Raw genomic sequence first — 26,517 nt, 5'->3', positions numbered from 1 at the left:
ATTCTTCCGTTGATGTGATTTCCCGAGGCCGTCTCCTGATGTTTCCGAAACCCAAGCCCGTCCTGGTTCCCAATACCTACGCCTTCGAGTCCGAGCCGATGGTGAAGCCGACGGGCTTCCGCGAATATGACGCGCGCTGGCTCTTCAACAAGGAAATCAACTTGATGGGGGTGCAGGCGCTCGGGATGGGGCTGGGCGCGCTGATCGCCGAACGCGGCGTCAAGCGGGAGATCGTGACCGGGCACGACTTCCGCGGCTACTCCGCCTCGATCAAATACGCCCTGATCTCGGGCCTGATGGCCGCCGGCTGCAAGGTGCACGACATCGGCCTTGCGGTGACGCCGATGGCCTATTTCGCCCAGTTCGATCTCGATGTGCCCTGCGTCGCCATGGTGACCGCCTCGCACAACGACAATGGCTGGACCGGCGTGAAGATGGGTGCCAACCGCCCGCTGACCTTCGGCCCCGAAGAGATGACCCGGCTGAAGGAGATCGTGCTCAACGCCGAGTTCAAGAACGCCGGCGGCGGCTCCTATCAGTTCCACGAGAATTTCCCGGCGCGCTACATCGCCGACCTCACCAGCAGGCCCAAGCTGAAGCGCAGGCTCAAGGTCGTCGCGGCCTGCGGCAACGGCACCGCCGGCGCGTTCGCGCCTGAGGTGCTCGAGGCGATCGGCTGCGAGGTCATTCCGCTCGACACCGAGCTCGATCACACCTTCCCGAAATACAATCCCAATCCCGAAGACATGGAGATGCTGCACGCCATCCGCGATGCCGTGCTCGCGCATAAGGCCGATGTCGGCCTCGGCTTCGACGGCGACGGCGATCGCTGCGGCGTAGTCGACAACACCGGCGAAGAGATCTTCGCCGACAAGGTCGGCGTGATGCTGGCGCGCGACATGTCGGCGATCCACAAGGATGCGCAGTTCGTCGTCGACGTGAAGTCGACCGGCCTGTTCATGACCGATCCCGTGCTGCAGGCGCAGGGCGCGAAGACCGCCTACTGGAAGACCGGCCATTCCTACATGAAGCGCCGCACCAACGAGCTCGGTGCGCTCGCCGGCTTCGAGAAGTCGGGCCACTTCTTCTTCAACCGCCCGTTCGGGCGGGGCTATGACGACGGTCTGGTCTCGGCGATCGCGATCTGCGAGATGCTCGATCGGGCGCCGGGCAAGTCGATGGCCGACCTGAAGGACGCGCTGCCAAAGACCTGGTCGTCGCCGACCATGTCGCCGCATTGCGGCGACGAGGTCAAATACGGCGTCGCCGACGCCGTCGTGAAGCACTTCCAGGCGCTGCAGCAGCAGGGCGGCAAGGTGGCGGGGCAGCAGATCCGCGATCTCGTCACCGTCAACGGCGTCCGCGTCACGGTCGAAGACGGCAGCTGGGGTCTGGTGCGGGCCTCATCGAACAAGCCCGAACTCGTGGTGGTGGTCGAAAGCCCGGTGTCCGAGCGGCGCATGCACGACATGTTCGAGGCGGTCAACGAGGTGCTGCGGACGCATCCCGAAGTCGGCGCCTACAACCAGACGATCTGAGGCCGCGTTGATGATATCCCGCTAGGGTCGATGCTCGCGCCGATCCCATCCCATTCGATGGGATCAAGCGGCCCTCAGGGAGCTCAGGAACTGATCGACCTCGGATTTGAGCCGGCTCGATTGCGAGGTGAGTCCGTTCGCGGATTCCAGCAGCCGCGAGGCGGCGCTGCCGGTCTCGTCGGAAGCGCGGGTCACGCTGCCCATGCTTTGGCTGACCAGCCGCGTGCCTTCGGCCGCCTGCTGTACGTTGCCGGAAATTTCCCCGGTGGCGAGGCCCTGCTGCTCGACCGCGGTGGCGATCTCCTTGGAGATGTCGTCGATCTCGGCAATCGTTCCCCCGATCGCCTGGATGGCGGAGACGGCGTCACCCGTTGCGCTCTGGATGCTCTGCACCTGGCTGGAAATTTCCTCGGTGGCCTTCGCGGTCTGATTGGCGAGCGCCTTGACCTCGCTTGCCACGACGGCAAAACCCTTGCCGTGCTCGCCGGCGCGCGCCGCCTCGATGGTGGCGTTCAGCGCCAGCAGGTTGGTCTGGCTGGCGATCGTCTGGATCAGCGTCACCACCTCGCCGATCTTCTGGGTGCCGGCAGCCAGGCTCTCGACCACCGTGTTGGTGCGGCGAGCCTCGTCCGCAGCTTTCGCGGCGATCTCCGCCGACCGCGTCACCTGCTGTGAGATATTGTTGATCGACGCGGTCAGCTCTTCCGTTGCGGCAGCGACCGTCTCGACATTGGTCGACGCCTGTTGCGAGGCGCCGGCCGCGGCCGACGTCTGGCGCGAGGACTCCGCGCTGCTCCGGCTCATCGACGAGGACAGGCTCTGCATCTCGTTGGCGGCGACGGCCACCGCCTCGACGATGCCGCCGATCTTGCGCTCGAAGCCTTCGGCGAGCTCGCGACGGGCAAGATCGGCCTGCTGCTTGACGCGTTGCTCGGCCTCGAACCGCTCGGCGTTGGCGCGCGCTTCGGCAGCGATCGCCGATTCGGCTTCCGCGGTCTTGCGCGCGCTGGTTTCGAACAGCTGCGTCAGCTTGAGCGCAAGGGCGATGAGAACGCCGGCCTCGATCAGCAGGATGACCGCATGCAGCACAACGCGGCCGAAATCAGCGCCGCCCGGGTAGATCGCTGCAGGAAAGACGAAGTTGAGGACCAGATGATGAAGCGCGACGGCGACCGTGCCGGCCAGGATCGGCCGGTAGTCGCAATATGCGACCAGACAGGCGAGCGCGGCGAAAAAATACATGTGCATGTCGATCTGCCAGGGATGTCCGGACATCTGGTAGACGAGCACGGATACGCCGCCCATGACGGCGACTGCGACGGTGAGCTGGGTCGACAAGGCGTCGCCGGCGCTGCGCCAGGAAAGGGTTGCCACCACGGCCATGACGATCATGAGCATGGTCGGCATCAGCCAGTCGCCGCGCGACAGCCCGATGATGAGGGAGAGCGGAACGTGAACCCAGAGCATCGCCAGCAGAAGCTTGCTGGTCGTGTGCCGGAGGGTTGCCAGATCGCTGGTCTCGACGTTCATTTCCGATTCCCCCAAAGAGATCATTTTGCAAAGCAGGCAGAGACCGCCTGCGGATCGATGATGAGCCAGGCTCCGGCCTCGCGCAGCCGCGCCGAGCCGTCGTGTTCGCCGGGACGAACGACCAGCAGCGATGAAATGGCCGTTGTGCGCACGAGCGCGGCGTCAGCCGAGGCCGCGGCGAGCATCGCGTGTTGCGCGCTCCACCAGGGTGGGAAAGCGACGGCCACGATTTCGCTCCCCGCGCGCACTTGGAGTGACAGCGCGGCGACCGCGACAAAGCTCGCGATCAGAAGCGCCGTGGCATTGAGCCACGGGCGCGAAGACTGAGGTATGGTTGCACCGGACGTCATCGCATCCAAGAATAGAGGGATGGGAATAACTTCCGGTAAACGTTCGTTAGGGATGACGACTGAGATTGGGGACGCTAGCGCTGCAACATCGAAGCGGCCCGGAATGCTCGGCTCAGACCGGCGGCACCGGCAGCGCCGTGACCGACTTGATCTTCTCCATGGCGAAGCGCGAGGTGACGTTCTTGAGGGGCACCGCGCTGATCAGCTTCTTGTAGAAGACATCGTAGCTCTGCATGTCCGCAACGACGACGCGCAGCATGTAGTCGACGTCGCCGGCCATCCGGTAGAACTCCATCACCTCCGGCATCGAGCTGACCGCCTCGGCGAATTTGCGCAGCCAGGCCTCGGAATGGTCCGCGCTCTCCACCGACACGAACACGGAGATGCCGAGCCCGATCTTGTTCTGATCGACCAGGGCCACCCGGCGCAGGATCACGCCATCGGCCTCCAGCCGCTGGATGCGCTTCCAACACGGTGTCGACGACAGTCCGACCCGATCGCCGATCTCGGCGACGGACAGCGATGCGTCCTCCTGCAGGACCATCAGAATCTTGCGGTCAATCGCATCGAGCCGGCGATTGGCCTCGGAGCCTTGGGCGGCGACATCGGTCATGGAGAAATTTGTTCCATATGAAGGCTATATGACCCTCATATAGAGAAAATCGTTCCAAGACAAGGGTTGGCCGTTCAGCCCTTTGCGGCCGGGGCTGACGGTTTCCGCGGCGGGTGGGGTGGTTTCCTGCTACCGCTCGTCGTTCTCTTTCAACCAGCGGCCGACCAGATGATGAGCAATGGCGAACGGATGCGGTCCTGCCAAGCCATCCGGATGCTGCCGCAGCAGCATCTGCCGGGCCTCGTCGCGGCTGAACCAGCGCACGTCCTCGAGCTCGGTGCGGTCGATGATGATGTCTTCGTTGAGTGCCCGGGCGCTGCAGCCGATCATCAGCGACGACGGGTAGGGCCAGGGCTGGGTCATGTAATAAGTCACGTCGGTGCAGCGAATGCCGGATTCTTCGAACACCTCGCGCCGGACGGCGTCCTCGATCGTCTCAGCCGCCTCGACGAAGCCGGCGAGGCAGGAATACATGCCGGTCGGAAACTGCTTCTGCCGCCCGAGCAGGCACTTGTCGCCGGAGGCGACCAGCGAGATCACGACCGGATCGGTGCGCGGGAAATGCTCCGTCTTGCAGCTCGGGCATTCGCGCTTCCAGCCGCCCTCGCGCATGGCGGTCTTGGCGCCGCAATTGGCGCAGAAGCCGTGGCGCTGATGCCAGGACACCAGGGACTTGGCCATCGCGATGGTGGCGAGCTGGTCGACCGGGATCGCGCCCTGCATCGCCATGCCGCGCAACTCGGTCACGGACACGTCCTCCCGCCCGGCGAGCTTCTCGACCGCGGCCGGCGAGATGCCCATGCCGAACACGGCCGCTCCGTCCTGCAGCCCGAGGAAGATCGTTCCCGGATTGGCACCGAACTTCAGCGCCTCGTCGATCGACAGCAGCGCGCGCAGCTGGTCGCCCTCGCGCTTCAGCACCAGCGAATCGCGATGCACGACATAGGCCCGCGTCGACGGCTTGCTCTCGAAGGCAATCAGCTTGTCGTCGTGGAAGCGCAGATGGGCGGCGCGATCGATCGGATGGCCGACGAAGGCCGGCTTGCCCAGCGGAAACAAGTCGAATGGCGACATCTCTCACCCTAGCCAGATCTTGCGCCTGATAGCGCTGATGAACTGCTGCACCTCCTGCGCATCGTGGGGCACAGGCGGCGCGGCGCCCCACACCGGTCGCGGCCAGGCCACGTCACTTGTGCGTCGCGCGATGATGTGGACGTGCAACTGCGGCACCATGTTGCCGAGCGCGGCGACGTTGAGTTTGTCGCATTTGGTGATCTCTTTGAGCGCGCGTGACGCCCGCGTGATCTCGGTCATCAGCTGCGCCTGCGCGACCTCGTCGAGATCGATGATCTCGACCGCGCCCTCGCGCCGCGGCACCAGCAGCAGCCAGGGATAGTTCGCGTCCTTGATCACCAGCACGCGGGACAGCGGCAGGTCGCCAATGTCGATCGTATCCTTCGCAAGTTGCGGATGCAGCGACCAGGCTGATTCGGGCATGCGGCGGTTCCTGGCGGATGGTCAGGCGGGAGCTCGACGGCACCTAAAGCCTTTCCGAGCTGCGGCACAAGCCCGCGGGGCGGTAGAGCGGGCCGGCGAAGCTCGCGCTTGCTTTCCGGACCATTTGGCCCCAAATAGGCAGCGGGAGATTGGCGGTGGACGAGCCACTCGCCAACCGGGTCAGGTCCGGAAGGAAGCAGCCCTAACGAGGTCCGGATCGGGTCGCTCGTCAGTCTCCTACCTGTTTTTTCGAGCGAATCGCGCAAAGATGGCGGGGACCCCGCGCAGGGCGGGCGCTCGACCGCGCTCCGGTTGATTGCGTCGAGGCTGATGGCGTCGACGATCGCGATCGATGCCGGACTGGAATGCTCACTTGCGGATCGCTCGATGACTGACGCTGGCGCCCCACCTGTTCCGCCTGACAGCGCCGACGCTCCCGCCAAGCCCTACCGGGTGCTGGCGCGCAAATACCGCCCCTCCAGCTTCGCGGATCTGATCGGCCAGGAGGCCGTGGTGCGCACGGTCTCGAACGCGTTCGAGACCGGCCGGATTCCGCAGGCCTGGATCCTGACCGGCGTCCGCGGCGTCGGCAAGACCACCACCGCCCGCATCCTCGCCCGCGCCCTGAACTACGAGCTGCCCGACGGTTCGGTGAAGGGCCCGACGATCCACATGCCGGTGCTCGGCACCCATTGCCAGGCGATCATGGAAAGCCGGCACATGGACATCCTGGAGATGGACGCGGCGTCCCATACCGGCGTCGACGACGTCCGCCAGATCAACGACAGCGTCCGCTATGCGCCGGCCAGCGCGCGCTACAAGGTCTACATCATCGACGAAGTCCACATGCTGTCGACGGCGGCGTTCAACGCCTTCCTGAAGACCTTGGAGGAGCCGCCGGAGCACGCCAAGTTCGTGTTCGCCACCACCGAGATTCGCAAGGTCCCGGTGACGGTGCTGTCGCGCTGCCAGCGCTTCGACCTGAGGCGGGTCGAGGCCGACGTGCTGATGAAACATCTTTCGGGCATCGCGACCAAGGAAGGCGTGACGATCGAGCCCGAGGCGCTCGGCATCATCGCGCGCGCCGCCGAAGGCTCGGTGCGCGATTCCTTGTCGCTGCTCGATCAGGCGATCGCGCACAGCGCCGGCGAGGTCCGTGCCGACGATGTCCGGCAGATGCTCGGCCTCGCCGACCGCACTCGCGTCATCGACCTGTTCCACCATCTCGCCAGCGGCGACATCGCCGCCGCCTTCAAGGAATTCCGCGAGCAATATGACGTCGGCGCCGACCCCGTGGTCGTGCTGTCGGACCTGGCCGAGTTCGTGAACTTCGTCACCCGGGTGAAGGTCGTGCCGGCCACGGCTGACAACGTCGCCTTCAGCGAGACCGAGCGGCTGCGCGCGCGCGACTTCGCCACCAAGCTATCGATGCGCGTGCTGTCGCGGATGTGGCAGATGCTGCTGAAGGGCATCGCCGAGACTCAAGGTGCGACGCGCCCGGCTGCAGCGGCGGAAATGGTGCTGGTGCGGATTGCCTACGCGGCCGATCTGCCGACGCCTGACGAAGCCATTCGGATGATCGACCAGAACGGTGGTGGCTCGCCGATCGTCACGAACGGCGGCGGGGCACGTCCTGCGCCGGCATCCACCATGAGCGCGGGAACGCCGCCTGTGATGACGTCGGCGCCGATGCAGGCGCCGCGCGCGCAAGGCCCGACGCTCGCCGCGGTCGGCGGTTCGATGCGCCCGCAGGCGATGTCATCGCAGCCGTCACCGGCATCGCAGGACCAGCCCGCGCTGCGCTTGGCGAGCTTCCAGGAACTCGTCGCGCTGGCCGGCAAGAATCGCGACCTGATCACCAAGAGCGCGCTGGAGATGGACGTGCGGCTGGTCCGCTTCGAAGAGGGACGGCTGGAGATCGCGCTGGAACGGACGGCGCAACGCTCGCTTGTCTCGGACCTCGGCCGCAAGCTGGAAGACTGGACCGGCCGGCGCTGGACGGTGATCGTTTCCAACGAGCCGGGTCAGGCGACCTTGCGCGAGCAGAATCTGCGCGCCAAGAGCGAGCGCGAGGCGGCGGCGGAGGCCGATCCGCGCGTACAGGAGATCCTGGCGCGGTTCCCGGGCACCAAGGTGGTCGAAGTGCGCCGGCTCGCCCCCGAGCCGCCCGAATCGGACGCCAGTGCTGTCGAGCCGCCCGACGAGTCCGACGATGACGATTTCTAGAGCATGATCCGGAAACGTGGAAACCGGTCTTCCGAAAGATCATGCTCAACAAGAAGGCTGATGATGAGGTGCTCCGATGGCTGACTTTCTCGGCATGATGAAACAGGCGGCGCAGCTGCAGACGAAGATGCAGGAAATGCAGGAGGAGCTCGGCAACGTCGAGGTCGAGGGCATCTCGGGCGGCGGTCTGGTCGCCGTGCGCATGACCGCCAAGATGGACGTGAAGAGCATCAAGATCGATCCGTCGCTGCTCAAGCCGGAGGAGGCCGAGATCCTGGAAGACCTGCTGGTCACCGCGCACGGCGACGCGCGGCGCAAGGCGGAAGCCGCGATGCAGGAGAAGATGCAGGCCATCACCGGCAAGCTCGGCCTGCCGCCAGGCTTCGGTTTTGGTTAGTTGACCCGATGACATTCGTGAACTGATGGCCGTCGCCGGTCCTGAGATCGAACGCCTGATCCAGCTGCTTGCGCGCCTGCCCGGCCTCGGGCCGCGCTCGGCGCGGCGTGCCGCGCTCCATCTGATCAAGAAGCGCGAGGCGCTGATGGTGCCGCTCGCCTCGGCGCTGCAGGTCGCGATCGACCGCATCCAGGTCTGCAAGACCTGCGGCAACATCGATACCCAGAATCCCTGTACGGTGTGCACCGATCCGCGGCGCGATCCCGCGATGATCGTCGTCGTCGCCGATGTCGCCGATCTCTGGGCGCTGGAGCGCGCCAAGGCCTCGAACGGCCGCTATCACGTGCTCGGCGGCACCTTGTCGCCGCTCGACGGAGTCGGTCCGCAGGACCTCACCATCGACGCGCTGGTGCAGCGCGCGCATGCGCCGGAGGTGCAGGAGATCATCCTCGCATTGAACGCGACGGTCGATGGCCAGACCACCGCCCACTACATCACCGACCTCCTGCAAGAGGCGAACGTCAAGGTCACGCGGCTGGCGCATGGCGTGCCGGTCGGCGGCGAGCTCGACTATCTCGACGAAGGCACGCTCTCGGCCGCGATGCGGCAGCGGACCTTGTTCTAGGCACAGACGAAAGTGGAATGATGACGAAACGCGGATTCGGCAAACGGCTGGCTTTGGGCGCGATTCTGGCGGTACTCTCGGCGCCGTCGGTGCTGGCGCAGCAGAGCGAGGCATCGCAGAAGGCGGGGCGTCCGCTCAATGCCGGTGACGTGCTGTCGGGCGAGCTGACGGCGCTGAAGCTGAAAGGCGCCAAGCCGGGCCAGCCCTCCGCGGCCTATCAGATCACCAGCGAGCCGCGCCGTCTGCCGCCGCCGAGCGGGTTGTGCAATCTCGAGACCGGCCCGGAGACGTTCCAGCTCGTCACCGCGAACACGGCTCAGGCGTCTCAGCTCAAGGGGCTGCTCGGCAAGCAGATCGCGGTCAAGGTCGACGAGATCGCCTGCGCCCAGGATGCGGGACAGATGAGCGAGGCGGTCGTGACCAAGTGGAGCTTGGTGAAGCGTTGAGGCCGCTGGGAGCATTCACGCGAAAGCAGCGCCACGATTTCCGCTGTCATCGCCTGGCTTTGACCGGGCGATCCAGCACGCCGCGGCCTCGCGGTTGATCGCCGACGTCTCTGCAATCCCGGATCACCCGCCTTCGCGGATGATGACAGTCTAACCCCAGGCGGCAGCTAGACCTTCACTGGCCCCAATTCATCGAAATGGCCGCGCCTCTGCAGCCAAGCAAGCAGCACGAGGCTCGGGATCGCGACGAGTGCGCAGATGACGAAGAATGTAGGCCAGCCGGTCGCTTTCGCCACATAGCCCGCGCCCGATGACAGGTAGGTTCGTCCAACCGCGGCGAGCGCGGTGAGCAGCGCATATTGGGTCGCGGTGTGCAGCGGGTTCTGGCACAGCGCAGAGAGATAGGCGACGAAGATCACGGTGCCGATCGCGCTGGTGAAGTTCTCCGCAGAGATCGCCAGCGCCAGCGCCCATTGATTGACGCCGACGATGGCGAGCCATGAGAACGACAGGTTGGCCAGCGCCTGCACGATGCCGCCGATCCACAGGCTGGTGGCGAGCGAATAGCGCCGCGCGACGAAGCCGCCGGCAAAGCCGCCGGCGAGCGTGGCGGCGAGGCCGACGCCTTTCACGATCGCGGCGTAGTCGACCTTGCTGAAGCCGAGATCGATCACGAACGGCGCGGTCATCGTGCCGGAGAAGGCGTCGGTGAACTTGAACAGCACGACGAAGGCGAGCACCGTGAGCGCATCACGTCGGCTGAGGAACTCGACGAAGGCTCCGGCGGCCGCATGCATCACGCGGGTGAGCGCGGTGTCCGCGCCCATCGCGGCCTCCGCCTGCTGCGACTGAGCCGGCTCGGTCGCCGCGAGGGCCGTGATCGTGCCAATCAGCACCATTCCGGCCATCGCGACATAGCCCCACATCCAGGACGACGGACGCGTCAACCCCGAGTTCTCGAATGCACTGACCACCACCAGCGCGCCGGCGGTCGAGACCAGCATGCCGATGCGGTAGGCGGCGACATACGCCGCCATGCCCGCGGCTTGCTCGCTCTCCGGAAGGCTCTCGACGCGGAAGGCATCGACCACGATGTCCTGGGTCGCCGACATCGCGGCGACCAGCAGCGCGGCCAGCGCGACCATGAACGGCGCATGCGCCGGGTCAGTCACGGCCAGCAGCAGGATGGCCGCGATCAGCAGCAATTGCGCGAACACCAGCCAGCCGCGCCGCCGCCCGAAGGCGCGCGTCAGCAGCGGCACGTGCAGCGCGTCGACCAGCGGCGCCCAAAGGAATTTCAGCGTGTAGGGCGTGCCGACCAGCGCGAACAGCCCGATGGTCCCGAGATCGACGCCGAGCTCGCGCATCCAGATCTGAAGCGTCGAGCCGGACAGCGCCAGCGGCAGACCTGAGGAGAAGCCGAGGAACAGCACCACGAGCACGCGCGGCTGCAGGTAGACGGCCATGCTCTCGCGCCAGGTGGGGGCGGGCTTGGCCTCAGGCTTTGCAGCGGTTGCTCTGATGTCGGAGGCGGCGTCAGGTGCGGTCATCGGTGGGTGGTAGCAGATCTGGACAGCTTTCGCGACGCCGCGGTCATTCCCCCGCCTGCATCCGCCCCGCCAGCGGAAACAGGTCCGGCGTCGCGCCCGCGCCCGGCGCAATGCGCGGAGAGTCCGCCGGCGCATCCGGCTTGCTGAAATCGAGCTCCTCGATCCGCGCGGCGCGCTTTTCGATCTTGTCGGCGGAGATGAGGATCTGGCGGATGTCCTCGCCGACATCGCCAAAATGCTTCTGCAGCTTGAGCACGCGCTCGCGCAGGCGGCCGAGGTCGTCGCCCAAATGGATCACCTCGTTGCGGATCTGGTCAGCGGCGTCGCGGATGCGCGCGTCCTTCATGATCTGCTGCATGACCTGGATCGCGAGCATCAGCAGCGACGGCGACACCAGCACGACACGGGCGCGATAGGCTCTCTGGATGACGTCGTCGAAGCCGTCATGGATCTCGGCGTAGACCGATTCCGACGGCACGAACATCAGCGCCGTGTCCTGCGTCTCGCCGACCACGAGGTACTTCTCGGCGATGTCGTTGACGTGGCGCAGCACGTCGGTGCGCAGCCGCTGCGCGGCGGCGCGCTTTTCGTCCTCCGTCTCCGCGTCGTGCAGCGCGGTCACTGCCTCGAGCGGAAACTTGGCGTCGATGCACAGCGGCCGCGTGTCGGGCAGGAACACGACGCAGTCCGGCCGCTTGCCGCTGACGAGCGTGTACTGGAAGGCGTAGCTGCCCTTCGGCAGCCCGTCCTGGACGATCGCCTCCATGCGCGCCTGGCCGAATGCGCCGCGCGACTGCTTGTTGGCGAGCACGTCGCGCAAGGTCGTGACCTGTGTCGTGAGCTCGCTGAGATCGCGATGCGCGTTGTCGATGATGCCGAGCCGCTCGTGCAGCACGCGCAAGGAATCCATGGTGTGGCGCGTGGTCTGCTCCATCGATTGGCCGACGCGATGGGTGACGGCGTCGAGCCGCTCGTTGACGCTGCGCGCCAGGTCCACCTGCCGCCCGGCAAGCAGCTGCGCCATCGCGTCGACCCGGCCGGAGGCCTCGCTCTGCACCCGGATCATCTCGCCGAACCGCTGTTCGATCTCATCGGCGCGCATCGCCTGCTGGGCCGCGAGCTCGGCGCCGCGCCGGCCGGAGCGCACCACGGCCGCGACGATCATCAGCAGCAGGAGCAGAACCAGCACGCCAAACCCGATCAGCGCGTCGCTGGCGCGCACGGGCAGATCGCCGATCATGACGACGACAGGATTGAGGGACTGGCTGGCGGTCATCACCCCCCATCTATCCGATTCGCAAGAGCTCGCGAACGAAGAGAGAACATTTATGGTTAAGGCCGGGTAAAGAATCATGGTTAACGAGACATTGAAATTCATGGTTAGCGAAGTCTTAACTGCGAGCCATCACATTGACCGCGCCGGTTCCGCGGCTTAAATCGCGCGCCATGTCCCTAAGAGAAATCATCATCCTGCCGGACCGGCAGTTGCGGCTGGTGTCCAAGCCGGTCGAGAAGGTCACGCCGGAGATCCGGCAGCTGGTCGACGACATGTTTCAGACCATGTACGACGCGCCAGGCATCGGGCTCGCAGCGATTCAGGTCGCGCAGCCGCTGCGCGTCATCACAATGGATCTGGCCAAGCCCGACGCGAACGGGGAAGGCAAGCGCGAGCCGCGCGTCTTCATCAATCCGGAGATCGTTGCCAAGTCGGACGAGCTGTCGGTCTACGAGGAAGGCTGCCTGTCGATCCCCGAATATTACGAGGAGGTCGAGCGGCCGGCGCGTGTGCGCGTACGCTTCACCGATCTCGACGGGCTGGTCCGCGAGGAGGATGCGGAGGGGCTCTACGCCACCTGCATCCAGCACGAGATCGACCATCTCAACGGCGTGCTGTTCATCGACTATCTGTCGAAGCTCAAGCGCGACCGCGTGATGAAGAAGTTCACCAAGGCCGCCAAGCGCGCCGGCGAGTAACGATCAACTCTCTCCTCCGTCATGCCCGGGCTTGACCCGGGCATCCACGTCTTGCCTCTCGCGTTGGCATTGCGACGTGGATGGCCGGGACGAGCCCGGCCCATGACGGCAGGATGAAGCCTCGAGGGGCGCACCAGATGCCGCTTCGCCTGATCTTCATGGGCACGCCGGATTTCGCCGTGCCGACCCTGCTCGAGCTCGCCGGCCACGGCCACGAGATCGTGGCCGTCTACACGCGCGCGCCGAAGCCCGGTGGCCGCCGTGGCTTGGCCTTGGTCCCGACTCCGATCGAGACCGAGGCGCGGCGGCTCGGCATTCCCGTGCTCACGCCGAAGACGCTGAAGACCGAGGACGCGCTGGCTGCGTTCCGCGCCCACCAGGCCGACGCCGCCGTCGTCGTCGCCTATGGCATGATCCTGCCGCAGGCGATTCTCGATGCACCAAAACTCGGCTGCTACAACCTCCACGCCTCGCTGCTGCCGCGCTGGCGCGGCGCTGCGCCGATCAACCGTGCCATCATGGCAGGGGACGCCGAAAGCGGCGTGATGGTCATGAAGATGGATGTCGGTCTCGACACCGGCGACGTCGCGATGGCCGAGCGTCTGCCCATCACTGACGCGATGACGGCGTCCGACCTGCACGATCGCCTGTCGCGCATCGGCGCCGACCTGATGGTGCGGGCGATGGCGGCGCTGGCGCGCGGCGGGCTGACGTTGACGAAGCAGGCCGAGGGCGGCGTGACCTATGCGGCCAAGATCGAGAAGGCCGAGGCGCGGATCGACTGGACGAAGCCGGCGCATACGGTGCTGCGTCACATCCACGGCCTGTCGCCGTTCCCCGGCGCCTGGAGCGAGGTCACCCTCGATGGCGAGGCGGCGCGTTTGAAGATCCTGCGCTGCGCGCTCGCCGACGGCCGGGGCGAGCCCGGCGCCGTGCTCGACGAGCAGCTCACCATCGCCTGCGCCGACGGCGCCATCCGCGTGACCGAGCTGCAGCGCGCCGGCAAGGGCCCGATGAAAGCCGCGGATTTCCTGCGCGGCACGCCCGTCGCGCCGGGCCTGCGCTTCGGCTGACCAATTCAGCTCGTCATGCGCGGGCTTGACCCGCGCATCCATCTCGCGAACAAGCTTCGTCCATGGATGGATTGCCGGGTCAAGCCCGGCAATGACGGCCAAACGCGATCGAGGCGATGCCCCGCTACAAGCTCACCATCGAATATGACGGCGCGCCGTTCTGCGGCTGGCAGCTGCAGGCGACCTTGCCGTCGGTGCAGGGCGCGCTGGAAGCTGCGGTGCAGGCGACCTGCGGCGTGCCGACGCGCGTGCACGGTTCTGGCCGTACCGACGCCGGCGTCCACGCCATGGGGCAGGTCGCGCATTGCGACATCGCCAAGGAGTTCCGCCCCGACAAGCTGCGCGACGCACTCAACGCGCATCTGCGGCCGAACCCGGTTGCGGTGCTCCATGCCGAGATCGTGCCCGACAGCTTCGAAGCGCGGTTCTCCGCGCGGAAGCGGCACTACCGCTATCGCATCGTCAATCGCCGCTCCAATCTTGCGCTCGAGGTCGGCCGCGTCTGGCGCGTGCCGCAGCGGCTGGATTCGGAGGCGATGCATGCGGCGGCGCAGCGGCTGCTCGGCAAGCATGATTTCACGACCTTCCGCGATGCGGAATGTCAGGCGAAATCGCCGGAGAAGACGCTCGATCAACTCGATGTCGTGAGGGACGGCGATGCGATCACCATCCTCACCTCCGCGCGCTCCTATCTGCATAGCCAGGTGCGCTCGATGGTCGGCTCGCTGGTGTGGGTCGGGCAGGGCCGCTGGACCGCAGATGATCTCGCCGCCGCGCTCGCCGCGCGCAATCGCGCCGCCTGTGGCGTCGTCGCGCCACCGGAAGGGCTCTATCTCGTGAAGGTCGACTATTGAGGTCGTTCCCGCGTGGAAACCGGCCCGTCGCGTACCGCGACGAGAGTCTGTCCTAATTAGTTGCTGCTTCGAGTTGCGCGATAGGCCTCATTAACTTCAAATTGAATCCCTCCCTGCTATCCGGACCTCAGGCTGCTCTCCAGCGAGGTCGATCGTGCGCATTCGTCAAGTCTTCCTGCTCTCTCTGCTGCTCGGGGCCGTCATCGGCCTGCTCGCCACCGTGCTGTTCGCCTGGCAGCAGCTGACCTCGCTGCAAGCGGCCCGGACCGCGGGCGCCGATGCGCAACTGCTGGCCGCCATGCTGCGGCTCCCGGAAAAGCTCAATGTGGAGCGCGCCTGGATCAATCCGCGACTGGCATCGGCCAACCCGGCGACGGCGGAGGAGCTCGCGGGGCTCAAGAAGATCACCGGCGGCTCCGATGAGGCGCTCGCCAAGGCGCGCAGCCTGGCGCAGCTTCGCGAGGACGTCGCAGCGCTCGATTCGATCGAGCAGAAGCTGCGCACGCTGCGCGGCGCGGCGCTCGATGCCGTGGCCGAGCCCAAGGCGTCCCGGTCGGAGGCCGTCGTCCGCGACTACGTGCCGCAGATGTTCACGGTCCAGGAAGCCACCGGCAGCCATGTCGAGGTGATCGTGCGCCGGATCAATGCGGCCAACCCCGCGGTCGGCCAGGCCGCGCGGCTCGCCGTGATCGGATGGGATCTGCGCGACTGGGCCGGCCGCGCCACCACGACGCTCATCCGCATGATCGCGACCAAGCAGCCGATGGCCGGCGAGCCGGCCGAGGCGCTCGCCGCGTTCAAGGGACGCATTGAGCGGATCTGGGCGACGGCTAAGCTTGCCGCTGCCGAGATCGATCAGAAGCCGATCTTCGCAGCGATGACCGGGGTGGAAAACGGCTATTGGGCGCGCGGCGGCGAGCTGTATACGTCGCAGGTGGCGCCGAATCGCGGCAAGGTGCTCGAGCTCGACCCCGATCAATTCCTGCGGTCGCTGTTTCCGATCCTCGACACCATCCTGCCGCTGCGTGATGCCGCGCTGACCGAGGCGCTGCGCCAGAGCGAGGCCGCGCTCGGCGACGCCCAGCTCCGCTTCGTGCTGGCGCTCATTCTGCTCGTCGTCAACATTGCCGCCGCTGCGCTCGGAACACTCTGGTTCAACGCTCGGGTCATCAAGCCTCTGTCCAACCTGACCGAGCTGATCGGGCGCATCGCCAGCGGCGCGCGCGATGTGGAAATCGCCTACCGCGACCGCACCGACGAGGTCGGTACGCTCGCCCACGCCATCGGCGTTCTGCAGGAGAAGTCGGCCGAGGCCGATCGGCTGGCGTTGCAGGGTGCCGATGCCGAGGCGCGGCGCGATGCGCGGCGGCAAAAGATCGAGGCGCTCACCCGCCGCTTCGGCGACGTCATCGACACGCTTTGCGGCCGGTTGAGCGACGCCGCCAGTGGCCTGAAACTCTCGGCCGAGACCCTCGACGGCTCCGCCAGCACCACGGCGTCACGTGCCACCGCCGTGGCCGATGCGGCGGCGCAGGCAACCTCCGGCGTCAACACAGTCGCGGCGGCCTCCGAGGAGCTCGACGCCTCGATGAAGGAGATCACCCGGCAGATCGCGGAAGCCGCGTCGGAATCCTCCAACGCGACCAGCCAGGCGCTCGACACCACCGACAAGGTCCGCACGCTGGCCGGCAGCGCGACACGCATCGGCGACGTCGTCCAGCTCATCCGCGCCATCGCCTCGCAGACCAATCTGCTGGCGCTCAATGCCACGATCGAGTCGGCGCGCGCAGGCGAGGCCGGCAAGGGTTTTGCCGTCGTCGCATCCGAGGTGAAGAGCCTGGCGTCGCAGACCAGCAAGGCTACCGAAGAGATCGAGAGCCAGATCGCCGCGATTCAGGACGAGACCGGCAGCACGGTCGCCGCAATCGAGAAGATCGCAGCCGTGGTGAATACGATCAGCGGCGTCACGGGAGCTGTCGCGACGGCCGTGGCCGAGCAGAGCGCTACGACACGTGAGATCGCCCGCAGCGTGCAGCAGACGGCGAGCGGTACCAACGACGTCTCGTCGTCGATTGCGCTGGTCAGCGCGGCCGCAGCCGAAACCCGCGGCTCGGCGCGCTCACTGCTCGATTCTGCTGCCAGCCTAGCCGGCCAGGCGACGGATTTGCGCCGCGAGGTCGATCAGTTCCTGGCGGAGGTGAAGGCCGCCTGATCGGAGCGGCACGCCGCTCACGCGAAGTAGCGATCGAGAATGCCGCGATAGATATTCGTCAGGGTGGCGATGTCGGCGACCGAGGCGCGCTCGTCGATCTGGTGCATGGTCTGGCCGACCAGGCCGAACTCGATCACCGGGCAGTAGCTCGAGATGAAGCGCGCGTCCGAGGTGCCGCCGGTGGTCGATAGCTCGGGCTTGCGGCCCGTCACGCTCTCGATCGCGGCAACCGCGAGGTCGGTGAACGGTCCGGGCTTGGTCAGGAACACGTTGGAGTTCGACGGCATCCAGTCGATGCGGGCGCGGATGCGGTTGCCGCAAGCCTTGGCCAGCCGCTGCTCGACCAGCGCGCGCAGCGACTCCTGCGTATGGCAGTCGTTGTAGCGGATGTTGAACTTCGCCCGCGCCAGTCCCGCGATGACATTGGTCGCGGTGTTGCCGACGTCGACCGTGGTGAATTCGAGGTTCGACGGCTGGAATTGCGCGCTGCCATGGTCGAGCGGCTCGTCCGAAAGCGCGACGATCAGGCGCGAGATATCCGGGACCGGGTTGGAGGCGCGGTGCGGGTAGGCGACGTGGCCCTGCTTGCCCTCGACGATCAGGGTGCCGGACTGCGAGCCGCGGCGGCCGATCTTGATGCAGTCGCCCATGACTTCTTGATTCGACGGCTCGCCGAGCACGCAATGGTCGAAGCGCTCGCCGCGCTCGGCCGCCCATTTCAACAGCTTGATGGTGCCGTTGATCGAGACGTCCTCCTCGTCGCCGGTGATCAGGAACGAGATCGAGCCCTTCGGCCGTCCACCATTGTCGCGCAGATAGTCGAGTGCAGCCGCCACGCTGCAGGCGATGCCGCCTTTCATGTCGACGGCGCCACGGCCATAGATGTAGCCGTCCTTGACCTCGCCGGAGAATGCGCCAAGGCTCCACGCAGCCTCGTCGCCGGGCGGCACCACGTCGGTGTGGCCGGCGAACGTGATGTGCGGCCCCTCGGTGCCGATCCGGGCGTAGAGATTGTCGACGTCGGCGGTGCCCGCTTCCGAGAAGGTCACGCGATGGGTCTGGAAGCCGGCTTGCTTCAGCAGGTCCTCGAGCACGCCGAGCGCCCCGGCATCGGCGGGGGTCACGGAGGGACAGCGGATCAGGTCGCGGGTGATGGTGAGGGCATCGGTCATGCCCTCGCTTAACATGGGCGTTCGGGCGGCGGCTAGTGCGGCCGCCCGGACGTGGACGATCAGTCGCGCAGCAGCTCGTTGATCGAGGTCTTGGAGCGGGTGCGCTCGTCGACGCGCTTGACGATGACGGCGCAGGCGGTGGAGGGGCCGATCTGGCCGTTCTTCATCGGCTTGCCCGGCAGCGCGCCCGGCACCACGACGGCATATTCCGGCACCTCGCCGACGAAAACCTCGCCGGTCTCGCGGTCGACGATCTTGGTCGACGCGCCCAGGAACACGCCCATCGACAGCACCGCGCCCTTGCGCACGACCACGCCCTCGGCAACCTCGGAGCGCGCGCCGATGAAGCAGTCATCCTCGATGATCACGGGACCGGCCTGCAGCGGCTCCAGCACGCCGCCGATGCCGACGCCGCCGGAAATGTGCACGCGCTTGCCGATCTGGGCGCAGGAGCCGACCGTCGACCAGGTGTCGACCATGGTCGCCTCGTCGACATAGGCGCCGAGATTGACGAAGGACGGCATCAGCACGACGTTCTTGGCGATGAAGGCCGAGCGGCGCACGATCGCGCCGGGCACGGCGCGGAAGCCGGCGTCACGGAAACGGTTCTCGCCCCAGCCCTCGAACTTCGACGGCACCTTGTCCCACCACGACGCCTGGCCGGGGCCGCCGGGGATCACGCTCATGTCGTTGAGGCGGAACGACAGCAGCACCGCCTTCTTGAGCCACTGGTTGACGCTCCACTTGCCGTCCGTGCCCCGCTCGGCGACCCGGGCCTCGCCCTTGTCGAGCAGCTCCAGCGCGCTCTCCACGGCGTCGCGGACCTCGCCCTTGGTCGTGGTCGAGACGCCATCACGGGCATCGAAGGCGCTGTTGATGGTGGATTCCAGGGCGGACAGTGACATCGGTCGATCCTCGCTTGGTCCCGGGCCGACCGGGATAGACTTGTAGAAGCTGGGGGCAGGGCGGCTTTTTCCGGGTTTGGGGTAAGGGAGTCAAGGCACCCACCGGCGTCGTCCCGGACAAGCGGAGCGCCCGGCTGTCGCTATTGAGACGACTTTATATCGCGAGCGCCGATCCGGGACCCATAACCACAGGGAGACGTGTTGGGCACATCCTTAGCCACTTGCGTGCCCACACATCCGCCGGTGGTTATGGGTCCCGGGTCAAGCCCGGGACGACACTGAGTTTGTCGGACGCCCATCGCACCTCAGGACCGCCGGCGGCTTCGCTTGTCCGGACGACAGCGAGGGTTAGGCCTTCACCAGCCGCTGCAAGAACCCGGTCAGATCGTCCGTCACATGATCCACATGCGGATCATCGCGGCCCGACAGCTCCCAATCCTCGCGCACCACCTCCTTGGTGCCGTCCGGTACGACGAGCACCGTGGTCATGCCGAGGTCGTGCGGGACGACGAGGTTGCGGGAGAGGTCCTCGAACATTGCGGAGCGCGTCGGATCGACATCGTGCAGCCGGACGAATTTGTCATAGGTCTCGCGCGCGGGCTTCGGTGTCAATTCGGCGGCGATGATGTCGAACACGCCGTGGAAATGGTCTGCGATGCCGAGCCGGCTCAGCACCGCGCCGACATGGTCCACCGAGCCGTTGGTGAGGATCAGCTTGCGTCCAGGCAGTCGCTCGATCGCCGCGCCCATCGCCGAGTTCGGCTCCAGCGGCGAATGGTCGATCTTGTGCACGTAGGCCAGGAAGTCGTCGGCATGCACGCCGTGCTCGGTCATCATGCCGCGCATCGTGGTGCCGTAGCGGCGGTAGTAGTCCTTCTGGATGCGGCGCGCTTCGTCCGCATCGACCTTGAGCCAGTTGGACACGAATTCGCCGATCCTGGCATCGACCTGCTGCCACAGATTGACGTGATGCGGATACAGCGTGTTGTCGAGATCGAACACCCAGGTGTCGACGTGATCGAAGGCGCGGGGGGACTTTGTCATGTGTGCCTCGGTCCATCATGCGTGGGTTCATTCGGCCACAGTGGCGCGGCATATTCCGCTGTCGTCCCGGCGAACGCCGGGACCCATACCGCGTGATCTGTCTTGAGGCAGGATGGCTGACGCTGGCGGCCCAAACCACGGCCGGTGGCTATGGATCCCGGCGTTCGCCGGGATGACGGCGGAATTTGTTGCGGTATCCCGGGACTCATCGATGCGTCCATCACGGCAACGCAAACCGCAGCGTCTTGCCGCCGCGGGTGATGTCGACCGAAGTGAAGCCGGTGGCCGCGAAGCCGCGGCTCGGGCAGTCGCCCTGCTCGGAGGTCTCGAACTTGTTCTCGCGGGTGCAGAGCTGCACCAGGCCGCCCCAGTTCAGCGGCTTGTTCTTCAGCTTGATGGTGCGGTTCTCATCGTCGACCGCCTCGGCGAAGCTGTAGACCTTCTTCGGCTGTCCGGTGATGTCGGGATGCAGGCACTTGCCGGCATCGATCCGGTACCAGCCGCGGCTCACCACGGTGCGGCCGTCGTCGGTGCCGACCGCCGCCATGACCTTGTGCGGTGTGTCGTTGCACCAGGTCAGTCCCACCGGGGATGGTGTCTGCACCGCATCGACCATCGTGGCGAAGAAGCTCGGCTGCGACACGACATCAGAAGACAAGCCGCGGCTTTTCAGGAACGCCGCGAGCGCGGCCTGCGTCTTCGGTCCGTCGACGCCGTCGATCGGTGAGGCGTCATAGCCGGCGATGCCGAGCAGCCGCTGGATGCCGGCGAGCCGCGCCTGCTCGTCGTCATATTCGGCGCTCTCGGCGAGATAGGCGATCAGGGTGCCGTCATCGGTCTTGCTCGGCGTGACCTGTGTGAAGGCCGCCGGCGTCTGCCCGGTGCGGCACTGCCGGGCGGCGGCGATGACGAAATTGTCAGGCGCCACGCACAGCTGGTCGTTGCCGTTCTCGGCGAGCGGCGACGCGCCGTAGAGGCTGAGCGCACGCGCATGCAAGAGAATGCGGTCGGCGGTCAGCGTCCCCTGCAGCACCACGCGGCAGGTCGCCGGATCGAGCCGGAACCAACCGCGCGTCGCGGTCGCCGCCTTCTCGTCGATGCCGATTGCGGCCTCCACAACGTAGCTCATGCGATTGCAGAGCTTGAGGTCGGCGCGGGCAGGGGTGGTGAAGGCGAGGAGCGGAAGGAGGACCGTTAGGGCAAGTAAAGCGCGCGCCAGGATGGACTTCGCTCGTCCACCCTCTCCGCCGTCATGGCCGGGCTTGACCCGGCCATCCATCTTTTTGCGAGCACCAGAGAGTAAGGCGTGGATGCCCGGGCCTTCGCCGCGCCGAAGCGGCTTCGGCCGCGCAGGCGGGTCAAGCCCGGGCATGACGACCTTTAATGTGGTGGCGGCCGTATCCATCACTTGTGGATCAGCGTGCCCGTGCCCTGGTTGGTGAACAGCTCGAGCAGCACCGCGTGCGACACCTTGCCGTCGAGGATGACGACGCCCTGCACGCCCTGCTCGAGCGCGTAGATGCAGGTCTCGACCTTGGGGATCATACCGCCGGAGATGGTGCCGTCGGCGATCAGCTTGCGCGCGTCCTTGATCGAGATTTCCGGGATCAGCTTCTTCGACTTGTCGAGCACGCCGGGCACGTCGGTCAGCAGCAGCAGCCGCTTGGCCTTCAGCGCGCCGGCGACGGCGCCGGCGAAGGTGTCGGCATTGACGTTGAAGGTCTGGCCCTCCTTCGAGGTCGCGAGCGGCGCCAGCACCGGGATCAGCTCGTAGCCGATCAGCTGGTTCAGCAGCGTGAGATCGACCTTGTCCGGCTCGCCGACGAAGCCGAGATCGACCACCTTCTCGATGTGGCTGTCGGGATCGACCATGGTGCGGGTCGCCTTGACGGCGCGCACCATGTTGCCGTCCTTGCCGCACAGCCCGACGGCCTTGCCGCCAGCCTCGTTGATGTAACCGACCAGCTGCTTGTTGATCGAGCCGGCCAGCACCATCTCGACGATCTCGATGGTCGCGGCATCGGTGATGCGCAGGCCGGCCGCGAATTCCGAGACGATGCCGAGGCGCTTGAGCATGGTCGCGATCTGCGGCCCGCCGCCATGCACCACCACCGGGTTGATCGCGGTCTGCTCGAGCAGCACGATGTCGCGCGCAAACGCCTTCGCGGTGTCCTCGTCACCCATGGCGTGGCCGCCATATTTGATGACGATGGTTTCGTCGTCATACTCCTGCATGTGCGGGAGTGCTTCGGACAGGATGCGGGCCTGATCGAGCGGGCTGATGGTGGTCGCGTCGGTCATGTCTGGGAGGTCTCGGCTGTCAGGGGCGTCGCGCCGCGTTCTAGCCGATTGGAGCCCGCGGCGCAAAGCGCCGGATCAGACCCGCCGCGGCCACAGCGCGCAGACCGCGAGTGCGAGCCAGCTCGCGATCTGCAGGCTGCCGCCGATCGGTGCTGCGAACGGAAACAGCCGGTCGCCGGTGAACTGGCGCATCAGGAGGTCGCCCGCGAACAGGGCTGGGCCGAGCACGAAGCCGATCGCCGTGGCCAGGCCGATGCGCCTCGCGACGACGCCGCGTTCGGCCAGCGCGATGGTGCCGAGCAGGGCGCAGGCATGGAACAGCAGCATGGTCGAGGCGGTCGCGAGCCGGGATGCATCGGGATCGTGCGCGGCCTTGGCCGCCAGCGCGACGCCGGCGGCGCCCATCAGCCCGGCCATTGCGACCAGGATTCGCCACGGCGTCATCATGTGCTCCGCTCTTCCAGCAGCCGCACCATGGCGGCGCGCAGCTCCGGCATGCCGGTGCCGGATCGTGACGACGTCGCCAGCACCTGCGGGAACGCCGCCGGATGCTTGGCGAGCGCGGCCTCGGTCTCGGCGATCCGGCTTGCGAGCTCGGCCGGCTTGATCTGATCGGCCTTGGTCAGGACGAGCTGATAGCTGACGGCGGACCGGTCCAGCGTCTTGAGGATCTCCTGATCGACTTCCTTCAGCCCATGACGGGCATCGATCAGCACATAGACGCGGGCGAGCGAGGCGCGGCCGAGCAGGAATTTGTGGATCAGCTCGGTCCAGGACGCGACCTTGGTCTTCGCCGCGGCGGCATAGCCATAGCCGGGCATGTCGACCAGCCGCAGCGGCGCATGCTCGGGCCCCTCGAAGAAGATCAGCTCCTGGGTGCGGCCCGGCGTATGCGAGGTGCGCGCCAGCGCGTTCTGGCCGGTCAGCGCGTTGATCAGGCTGGACTTGCCGACATTGGAGCGGCCGGCGAAGGCGACCTCGATCGCCCCCATCGGCGGTAGGCTTTCGATCGACGGCGATGCGTGCGTGAAGCGCCACGCCTGCGCAAACAGCTTGCGGCCTTTCTCGATTAGGCGGTCGTCTGCATCGGCGCTGGTGGTCATGACAAGCCTTCGCTCTTCGTCATGCCCGGGCTTGACCCGCCTGCGGGGCCGAAGCCCCTTCGGCGCGGCGAAGGCCCGGGCATCCACGCCCATTGCGCGGGATATCAAAACGTGGATGGCCGGGACAAGCCCGGCCATCACGGTAGATGGTTCGTTGCGTCAGCGGCTCACACCGCCTTGGTCGTCACGCCGCTTTTCTTCGGAACGTGCCGCGGATGTTGTCGAACAGCTCCACCTTGACGCCGTTGCGGCGCATGATGAAGCCCTGCTGCAGCACCGACAGCGTGTTGTTCCATGCCCAGTAGATCACGAGACCGGCCGGGAAGCCTGCGAGCATGAAGGTGAAGATCAGCGGCATCCAGTTGAAGATCATCGCCTGGGTCGGATCGGGCGGCGTGGGGTTCAGCTTCATCTGGAACCACATCGTGATGCCCATGATGATCGGCCAGATGCCGAGCGCGAGGTAATGCCCGAACAGCGGCAGCTGGGTCGGATCGAAATGCAGGAGCCCGAACAGCGTGAACAGATTGGTCGGATCCGGCGACGAGAGGTCCTTGATCCAGCCATAGAACGGCGCGTGTCGCATCTCGATGGTGACGAACAGCACCTTGTAGAGCGAGAAGAACACCGGGATCTGCAGCACGACCGGCAGACAGCCGGCGACCGGGTTGATCTTCTCCTTCTTGTAGATCTCCATCATCTCCTGCTGCTGCTTCATCCGGTCGTCCGGATAGCGCTCCTTGAGCGCCTGGAGCTGCGGCTGGATCGCCTTCATCTTGGCCATCGAGGCGTAGGACTTGTTGGCGAGCGGGAAGAACAGGAGCTTCACCAGCACCGTCACCAGCAGGATCGAGATGCCGAAATTGCCGAAGAAACGGAAGAAGAAGTCGAGCGCCAGGAACATCGGCTTGGTCAGGAAGTAGAACCAGCCCCAGTCGATCAGGAGATCGAAATGGTTCAGCCCGAGCTTCTGGTTGTAGCCGCCGAGGCCGCCGATCGGGAAGTTGATGCCGACGACGCCGGCCTCCTTGGCGCCGGCGAACAGCCGCGTGGAGACGCTGGTCGAGCCGCCGGCCGGCACCGTCTGCGGGGTCTCGACATAGTCCGTCTGGTAGCGATGCTGGTTGTCGACCAGCTTCGACGAATAGTTCGCCTGCAGGCGGGCATCCGTCATCGGCAGCAGCGCCGCCGCCCAATATTTGTCGGTGATGCCGAGCCAGCCATTGGTGACGTCGAACTTCGCCGCCTTCTCGTCGTCCATCTTCTTGTAGGTGAATTCCTGCAGGCCCTTCTCGCCGAGATAGCCGATCAGGCCTTCGTGCAGGATGTAGTAGCCGGACACGTGCGGCGTGCCGTGGCGCGAGATCAGGCCGTAGGGATACAGCGTCACCGGCGCGTTGCCGGCATTGGTGACGTCATCCTTGATGGTGAAGAGATAGTGGTCGTCGACGGAAATGGTGCGCTGGAAAGTCAGGCCGTCGCCGTTGGTGGTGGTCAGCTTCACCGGGGTCGACGGCGTCAGCGCATTCGAGCCGTCCTGCTGCCAGACCGTGTTCTGGTCGGGCACCTGCACCTTGGCGCCGGCGGCGTTCACCCAGCCGAACTCGGCGTAATAGGGTTCGGCGGTGTTGGACGGCGAGAACAGCACGATCGCCGGCGATTTCGGATCGACCGTCTCGCGGTACTGCACGAAGGCCAGATCGTCGATCCGCGCGCCCTTGAGCGAGATGCTGCCGGTCAGCCGCGGCGTGTCGATCTTGACGCGCGGCGTGGCGGCGATGGCGGTGTCGCGCGGCAGCACGCCGGTGCTGGTCACGGCGCCGCCCGGCGCGCTCGGGCTGCCGGTCGCGGTCGCGCCCGGCTGCGGGGTGGCTGACGGCGCGGCGCTGTCGGGCTGGGTTGCCGGCGCCTGCTTCTTGGCGAGCTCGGCCTGCATCTGCGCCTGCGCGCGCTGCTGCTCCATCTGCGGGCCGTTGTAGAAGACCTGCCACAGGATCAGCACGAGGCCGGATAGAATGACGGCGAGGATGGTGTTGCGATTGTCGGTCATCGTTTTCTTATCGTCTCGTCGTTCAATCCGGTTTGCGGGAATGCGCGTCCGGAGCGGAAGCGTTCTGCTGGTTCAACTTGCGCGGCTGCGGCTTGGCCTGCGGCCGGTCGAGGCGGCGGAGCGTCGCCTGGAGGTCGGCGAGCATGGTCTGGAAATCGCGTGACAGGGCATCCCGCCGGCCGACCAGCACGTAGTCACTGTGCGGCCGCATCGACAAGGGATCGAGCCGTTTCACAAGCTCGCGCAACCGCCGACGGATGCGATTACGCTCCGTGGCGGTGCCATTCTTCTTGGTGACGGTAAAGCCGATCCGGACCGGGCCCTGGTCCGGCCGTTCCCGGCGCTGGACCACGAAGGCAGGGCTGTTCGCCCGCACGCCATCGGCAACGGCGAGGAAGTCCGCCCGCTGCCGTAGCCGATCCATGATGGAAATCTCCGGGACAGACGCCCTGGCTTCAGGCGCTGAGACGCTTGCGGCCCCGGGCGCGACGCGCGGCAAGGACCTTGCGGCCGCCGGTGGTGGCGAGACGGGCGCGGAAGCCGTGACGGCGCTTGCGCACCAGTTTGCTGGGTTGATAAGTCCGCTTCACGGGTCGTTCTCCGCTGACGGGCAATTTGCCAGTTGACAACTTGCCTGCTTGAAATGTCGATTGATGTCCGGTGATGCTTCCGGGCCCGAAATGGACCGCTGCCGGCCCTGAAATCGAGCCGCTCCCGGGCGAGCCGGGTCATCGCGGACGGTTGGCGCGGCTTATAAGGGAGCGTCCCGCCTTCGTCAATCGCGGCAAGGCGTCATAGGCGGTGCAGGGATCGACGACGCCGAGATTTCGTAAAGACCTTCGTCACCAGCCGCGGGTCAGCGTCGCGAACGACACGAGGCAGGACGAGAACGCAAGACCCTGCGCACAAGACGAAGGCAAGAATAGCCTCGGCGCGGCGGGGTTGAAGATGTCAGAGATCGTGCAGTTTTGGGTTCCATTATGAACGATTTGGAAACCGGAACATGAGCGATCCGTAATTTGACCGGACTCCGGTGCAGTCCCATCTTGCGGTCCCG

26 protein-coding genes and 1 other RNA gene are annotated in these 26,517 nt (G+C 66.3%); 10 read left to right on the top strand and 17 right to left on the bottom strand.

What is annotated here, in order from left to right; all coding sequences use genetic code 11:
* Positions 1-38 precede the first annotated feature (38 nt).
* Entirely contained in the window at positions 39-1,538 is a 1,500-nt protein-coding gene (locus ACQR2C_RS20240) for a phosphomannomutase/phosphoglucomutase (protein ID WP_434881940.1), read from the top strand.
* A 63-nt stretch (positions 1,539-1,601) separates the two neighbouring features.
* On the opposite strand, the gene ACQR2C_RS20235 is transcribed toward ACQR2C_RS20240, so the two are convergent.
* The 5 genes from ACQR2C_RS20235 to ACQR2C_RS20215 form a co-directional block, all read right to left on the bottom strand.
* Positions 1,602-3,068, bottom strand: a complete 1,467-nt coding sequence (locus tag ACQR2C_RS20235; RefSeq protein ID WP_434873461.1) for a methyl-accepting chemotaxis protein — start codon at positions 3,066-3,068, stop codon at positions 1,602-1,604.
* 20 nt (positions 3,069-3,088) lie between these two features.
* Positions 3,089-3,418: a hypothetical protein gene (locus tag ACQR2C_RS20230; RefSeq protein WP_315800486.1), complete on the bottom strand. Its 330-nt coding sequence runs from the start codon at positions 3,416-3,418 to the stop codon at positions 3,089-3,091.
* Positions 3,419-3,530: 112 nt separating this feature from the next.
* Complete coding sequence (locus tag ACQR2C_RS20225) at positions 3,531-4,031, bottom strand: Lrp/AsnC family transcriptional regulator (RefSeq protein WP_315715344.1); 501 nt, start codon at positions 4,029-4,031, stop codon at positions 3,531-3,533.
* A gap of 129 nt (positions 4,032-4,160) precedes the next feature.
* On the bottom strand, positions 4,161-5,105 hold the full coding sequence (gene nudC / locus ACQR2C_RS20220) for an NAD(+) diphosphatase (protein WP_434881939.1): 945 nt from the start codon (positions 5,103-5,105) through the stop codon (positions 4,161-4,163).
* Positions 5,106-5,108: 3 nt separating this feature from the next.
* Positions 5,109-5,528, bottom strand: a complete 420-nt coding sequence (locus ACQR2C_RS20215) for an HIT family protein (RefSeq protein WP_315715346.1) — start codon at positions 5,526-5,528, stop codon at positions 5,109-5,111.
* A 144-nt stretch (positions 5,529-5,672) separates the two neighbouring features.
* Between ACQR2C_RS20215 and ffs the strand changes: the two genes are divergently transcribed.
* From ffs to ACQR2C_RS20190, 5 genes are all read left to right on the top strand, one after another.
* Positions 5,673-5,769, top strand: an RNA gene (gene ffs, locus ACQR2C_RS20210) — signal recognition particle sRNA small type.
* Positions 5,770-5,915: 146 nt separating this feature from the next.
* A complete protein-coding gene (locus ACQR2C_RS20205; RefSeq protein WP_315800483.1) occupies positions 5,916-7,754 on the top strand; it encodes a DNA polymerase III subunit gamma/tau in 1,839 nt (612 codons plus the stop codon).
* Positions 7,755-7,830: 76 nt separating this feature from the next.
* Entirely contained in the window at positions 7,831-8,151 is a 321-nt protein-coding gene (locus ACQR2C_RS20200; RefSeq protein WP_315715348.1) for a YbaB/EbfC family nucleoid-associated protein, read from the top strand.
* A 25-nt stretch (positions 8,152-8,176) separates the two neighbouring features.
* Positions 8,177-8,776 (top strand): recombination mediator RecR, encoded by a 600-nt coding sequence (gene recR, locus ACQR2C_RS20195; RefSeq protein WP_315715349.1) that lies wholly within the window; start codon positions 8,177-8,179, stop codon positions 8,774-8,776.
* A gap of 20 nt (positions 8,777-8,796) precedes the next feature.
* The gene (locus ACQR2C_RS20190; protein WP_434838668.1) at positions 8,797-9,222 is read left to right on the top strand and encodes a hypothetical protein; all 426 of its coding nucleotides are present in this window, start codon (positions 8,797-8,799) and stop codon (positions 9,220-9,222) included.
* A 167-nt stretch (positions 9,223-9,389) separates the two neighbouring features.
* Here the strand turns inward: ACQR2C_RS20190 and ACQR2C_RS20185 are convergent, their stop codons facing one another.
* The gene (locus tag ACQR2C_RS20185; protein WP_434881938.1) at positions 9,390-10,772 is read right to left on the bottom strand and encodes an AmpG family muropeptide MFS transporter; all 1,383 of its coding nucleotides are present in this window, start codon (positions 10,770-10,772) and stop codon (positions 9,390-9,392) included.
* 43 nt (positions 10,773-10,815) lie between these two features.
* Positions 10,816-12,048, bottom strand: a complete 1,233-nt coding sequence (locus ACQR2C_RS20180; RefSeq protein WP_316239315.1) for a DNA recombination protein RmuC — start codon at positions 12,046-12,048, stop codon at positions 10,816-10,818.
* A 170-nt stretch (positions 12,049-12,218) separates the two neighbouring features.
* On the opposite strand from ACQR2C_RS20180, the gene def reads away from it, so the two are divergent.
* The 4 genes from def to ACQR2C_RS20160 all read left to right on the top strand — a co-directional run bounded on the left by def (position 12,219) and on the right by ACQR2C_RS20160 (position 16,885).
* Positions 12,219-12,746 (top strand): peptide deformylase, encoded by a 528-nt coding sequence (def, locus tag ACQR2C_RS20175; protein WP_315800481.1) that lies wholly within the window; start codon positions 12,219-12,221, stop codon positions 12,744-12,746.
* A 137-nt stretch (positions 12,747-12,883) separates the two neighbouring features.
* On the top strand, positions 12,884-13,819 hold the full coding sequence (gene fmt, locus ACQR2C_RS20170; RefSeq protein ID WP_434881937.1) for a methionyl-tRNA formyltransferase: 936 nt from the start codon (positions 12,884-12,886) through the stop codon (positions 13,817-13,819).
* A gap of 116 nt (positions 13,820-13,935) precedes the next feature.
* Entirely contained in the window at positions 13,936-14,673 is a 738-nt protein-coding gene (gene truA / locus ACQR2C_RS20165) for a tRNA pseudouridine(38-40) synthase TruA (protein ID WP_434881936.1), read from the top strand.
* 154 nt (positions 14,674-14,827) lie between these two features.
* Positions 14,828-16,885 (top strand): methyl-accepting chemotaxis protein, encoded by a 2,058-nt coding sequence (locus ACQR2C_RS20160; protein ID WP_434881935.1) that lies wholly within the window; start codon positions 14,828-14,830, stop codon positions 16,883-16,885.
* Between the two features lie 17 nt (positions 16,886-16,902).
* Here ACQR2C_RS20160 and dapE read toward each other — a convergent pair whose 3' ends face one another.
* The 10 genes from dapE to rpmH all read right to left on the bottom strand — a co-directional run bounded on the left by dapE (position 16,903) and on the right by rpmH (position 26,050).
* Positions 16,903-18,057 (bottom strand): succinyl-diaminopimelate desuccinylase, encoded by a 1,155-nt coding sequence (dapE, locus tag ACQR2C_RS20155; RefSeq protein ID WP_434881934.1) that lies wholly within the window; start codon positions 18,055-18,057, stop codon positions 16,903-16,905.
* A 59-nt stretch (positions 18,058-18,116) separates the two neighbouring features.
* Positions 18,117-18,962: a 2,3,4,5-tetrahydropyridine-2,6-dicarboxylate N-succinyltransferase gene (gene dapD, locus ACQR2C_RS20150; protein ID WP_315800476.1), complete on the bottom strand. Its 846-nt coding sequence runs from the start codon at positions 18,960-18,962 to the stop codon at positions 18,117-18,119.
* A gap of 348 nt (positions 18,963-19,310) precedes the next feature.
* Entirely contained in the window at positions 19,311-20,006 is a 696-nt protein-coding gene (locus ACQR2C_RS20145) for a pyrimidine 5'-nucleotidase (protein ID WP_315800475.1), read from the bottom strand.
* 220 nt (positions 20,007-20,226) lie between these two features.
* Positions 20,227-21,285 (bottom strand): DUF1036 domain-containing protein, encoded by a 1,059-nt coding sequence (locus ACQR2C_RS20140; protein WP_316239487.1) that lies wholly within the window; start codon positions 21,283-21,285, stop codon positions 20,227-20,229.
* Between the two features lie 125 nt (positions 21,286-21,410).
* A complete protein-coding gene (gene argB / locus ACQR2C_RS20135) occupies positions 21,411-22,307 on the bottom strand; it encodes an acetylglutamate kinase (RefSeq protein WP_315800474.1) in 897 nt (298 codons plus the stop codon).
* Between the two features lie 75 nt (positions 22,308-22,382).
* A complete protein-coding gene (locus ACQR2C_RS20130; RefSeq protein ID WP_434881933.1) occupies positions 22,383-22,754 on the bottom strand; it encodes a DUF423 domain-containing protein in 372 nt (123 codons plus the stop codon).
* Complete coding sequence (yihA, locus tag ACQR2C_RS20125; RefSeq protein WP_315800472.1) at positions 22,751-23,410, bottom strand: ribosome biogenesis GTP-binding protein YihA/YsxC; 660 nt, start codon at positions 23,408-23,410, stop codon at positions 22,751-22,753. Before yihA ends, ACQR2C_RS20130 begins: the two co-directional genes overlap by 4 nt.
* Before the next feature lie 184 nt (positions 23,411-23,594).
* The gene (yidC, locus tag ACQR2C_RS20120) at positions 23,595-25,460 is read right to left on the bottom strand and encodes a membrane protein insertase YidC (RefSeq protein WP_434881932.1); all 1,866 of its coding nucleotides are present in this window, start codon (positions 25,458-25,460) and stop codon (positions 23,595-23,597) included.
* A gap of 22 nt (positions 25,461-25,482) precedes the next feature.
* Entirely contained in the window at positions 25,483-25,884 is a 402-nt protein-coding gene (gene rnpA, locus ACQR2C_RS20115) for a ribonuclease P protein component (protein WP_315800470.1), read from the bottom strand.
* 31 nt (positions 25,885-25,915) lie between these two features.
* Positions 25,916-26,050, bottom strand: coding sequence for a 50S ribosomal protein L34 (rpmH, locus tag ACQR2C_RS20110; RefSeq protein WP_006609582.1), 135 nt, complete (start codon positions 26,048-26,050; stop codon positions 25,916-25,918).
* Between the last annotated feature and the right edge of the window lie 467 nt (positions 26,051-26,517).

Source organism: Bradyrhizobium sp. HKCCYLRH3061 (genome assembly GCF_051168015.1).
Lineage (GTDB): Bacteria > Pseudomonadota > Alphaproteobacteria > Rhizobiales > Xanthobacteraceae > Bradyrhizobium.
This window is presented reverse-complemented; position numbering and strand designations above follow the sequence as displayed.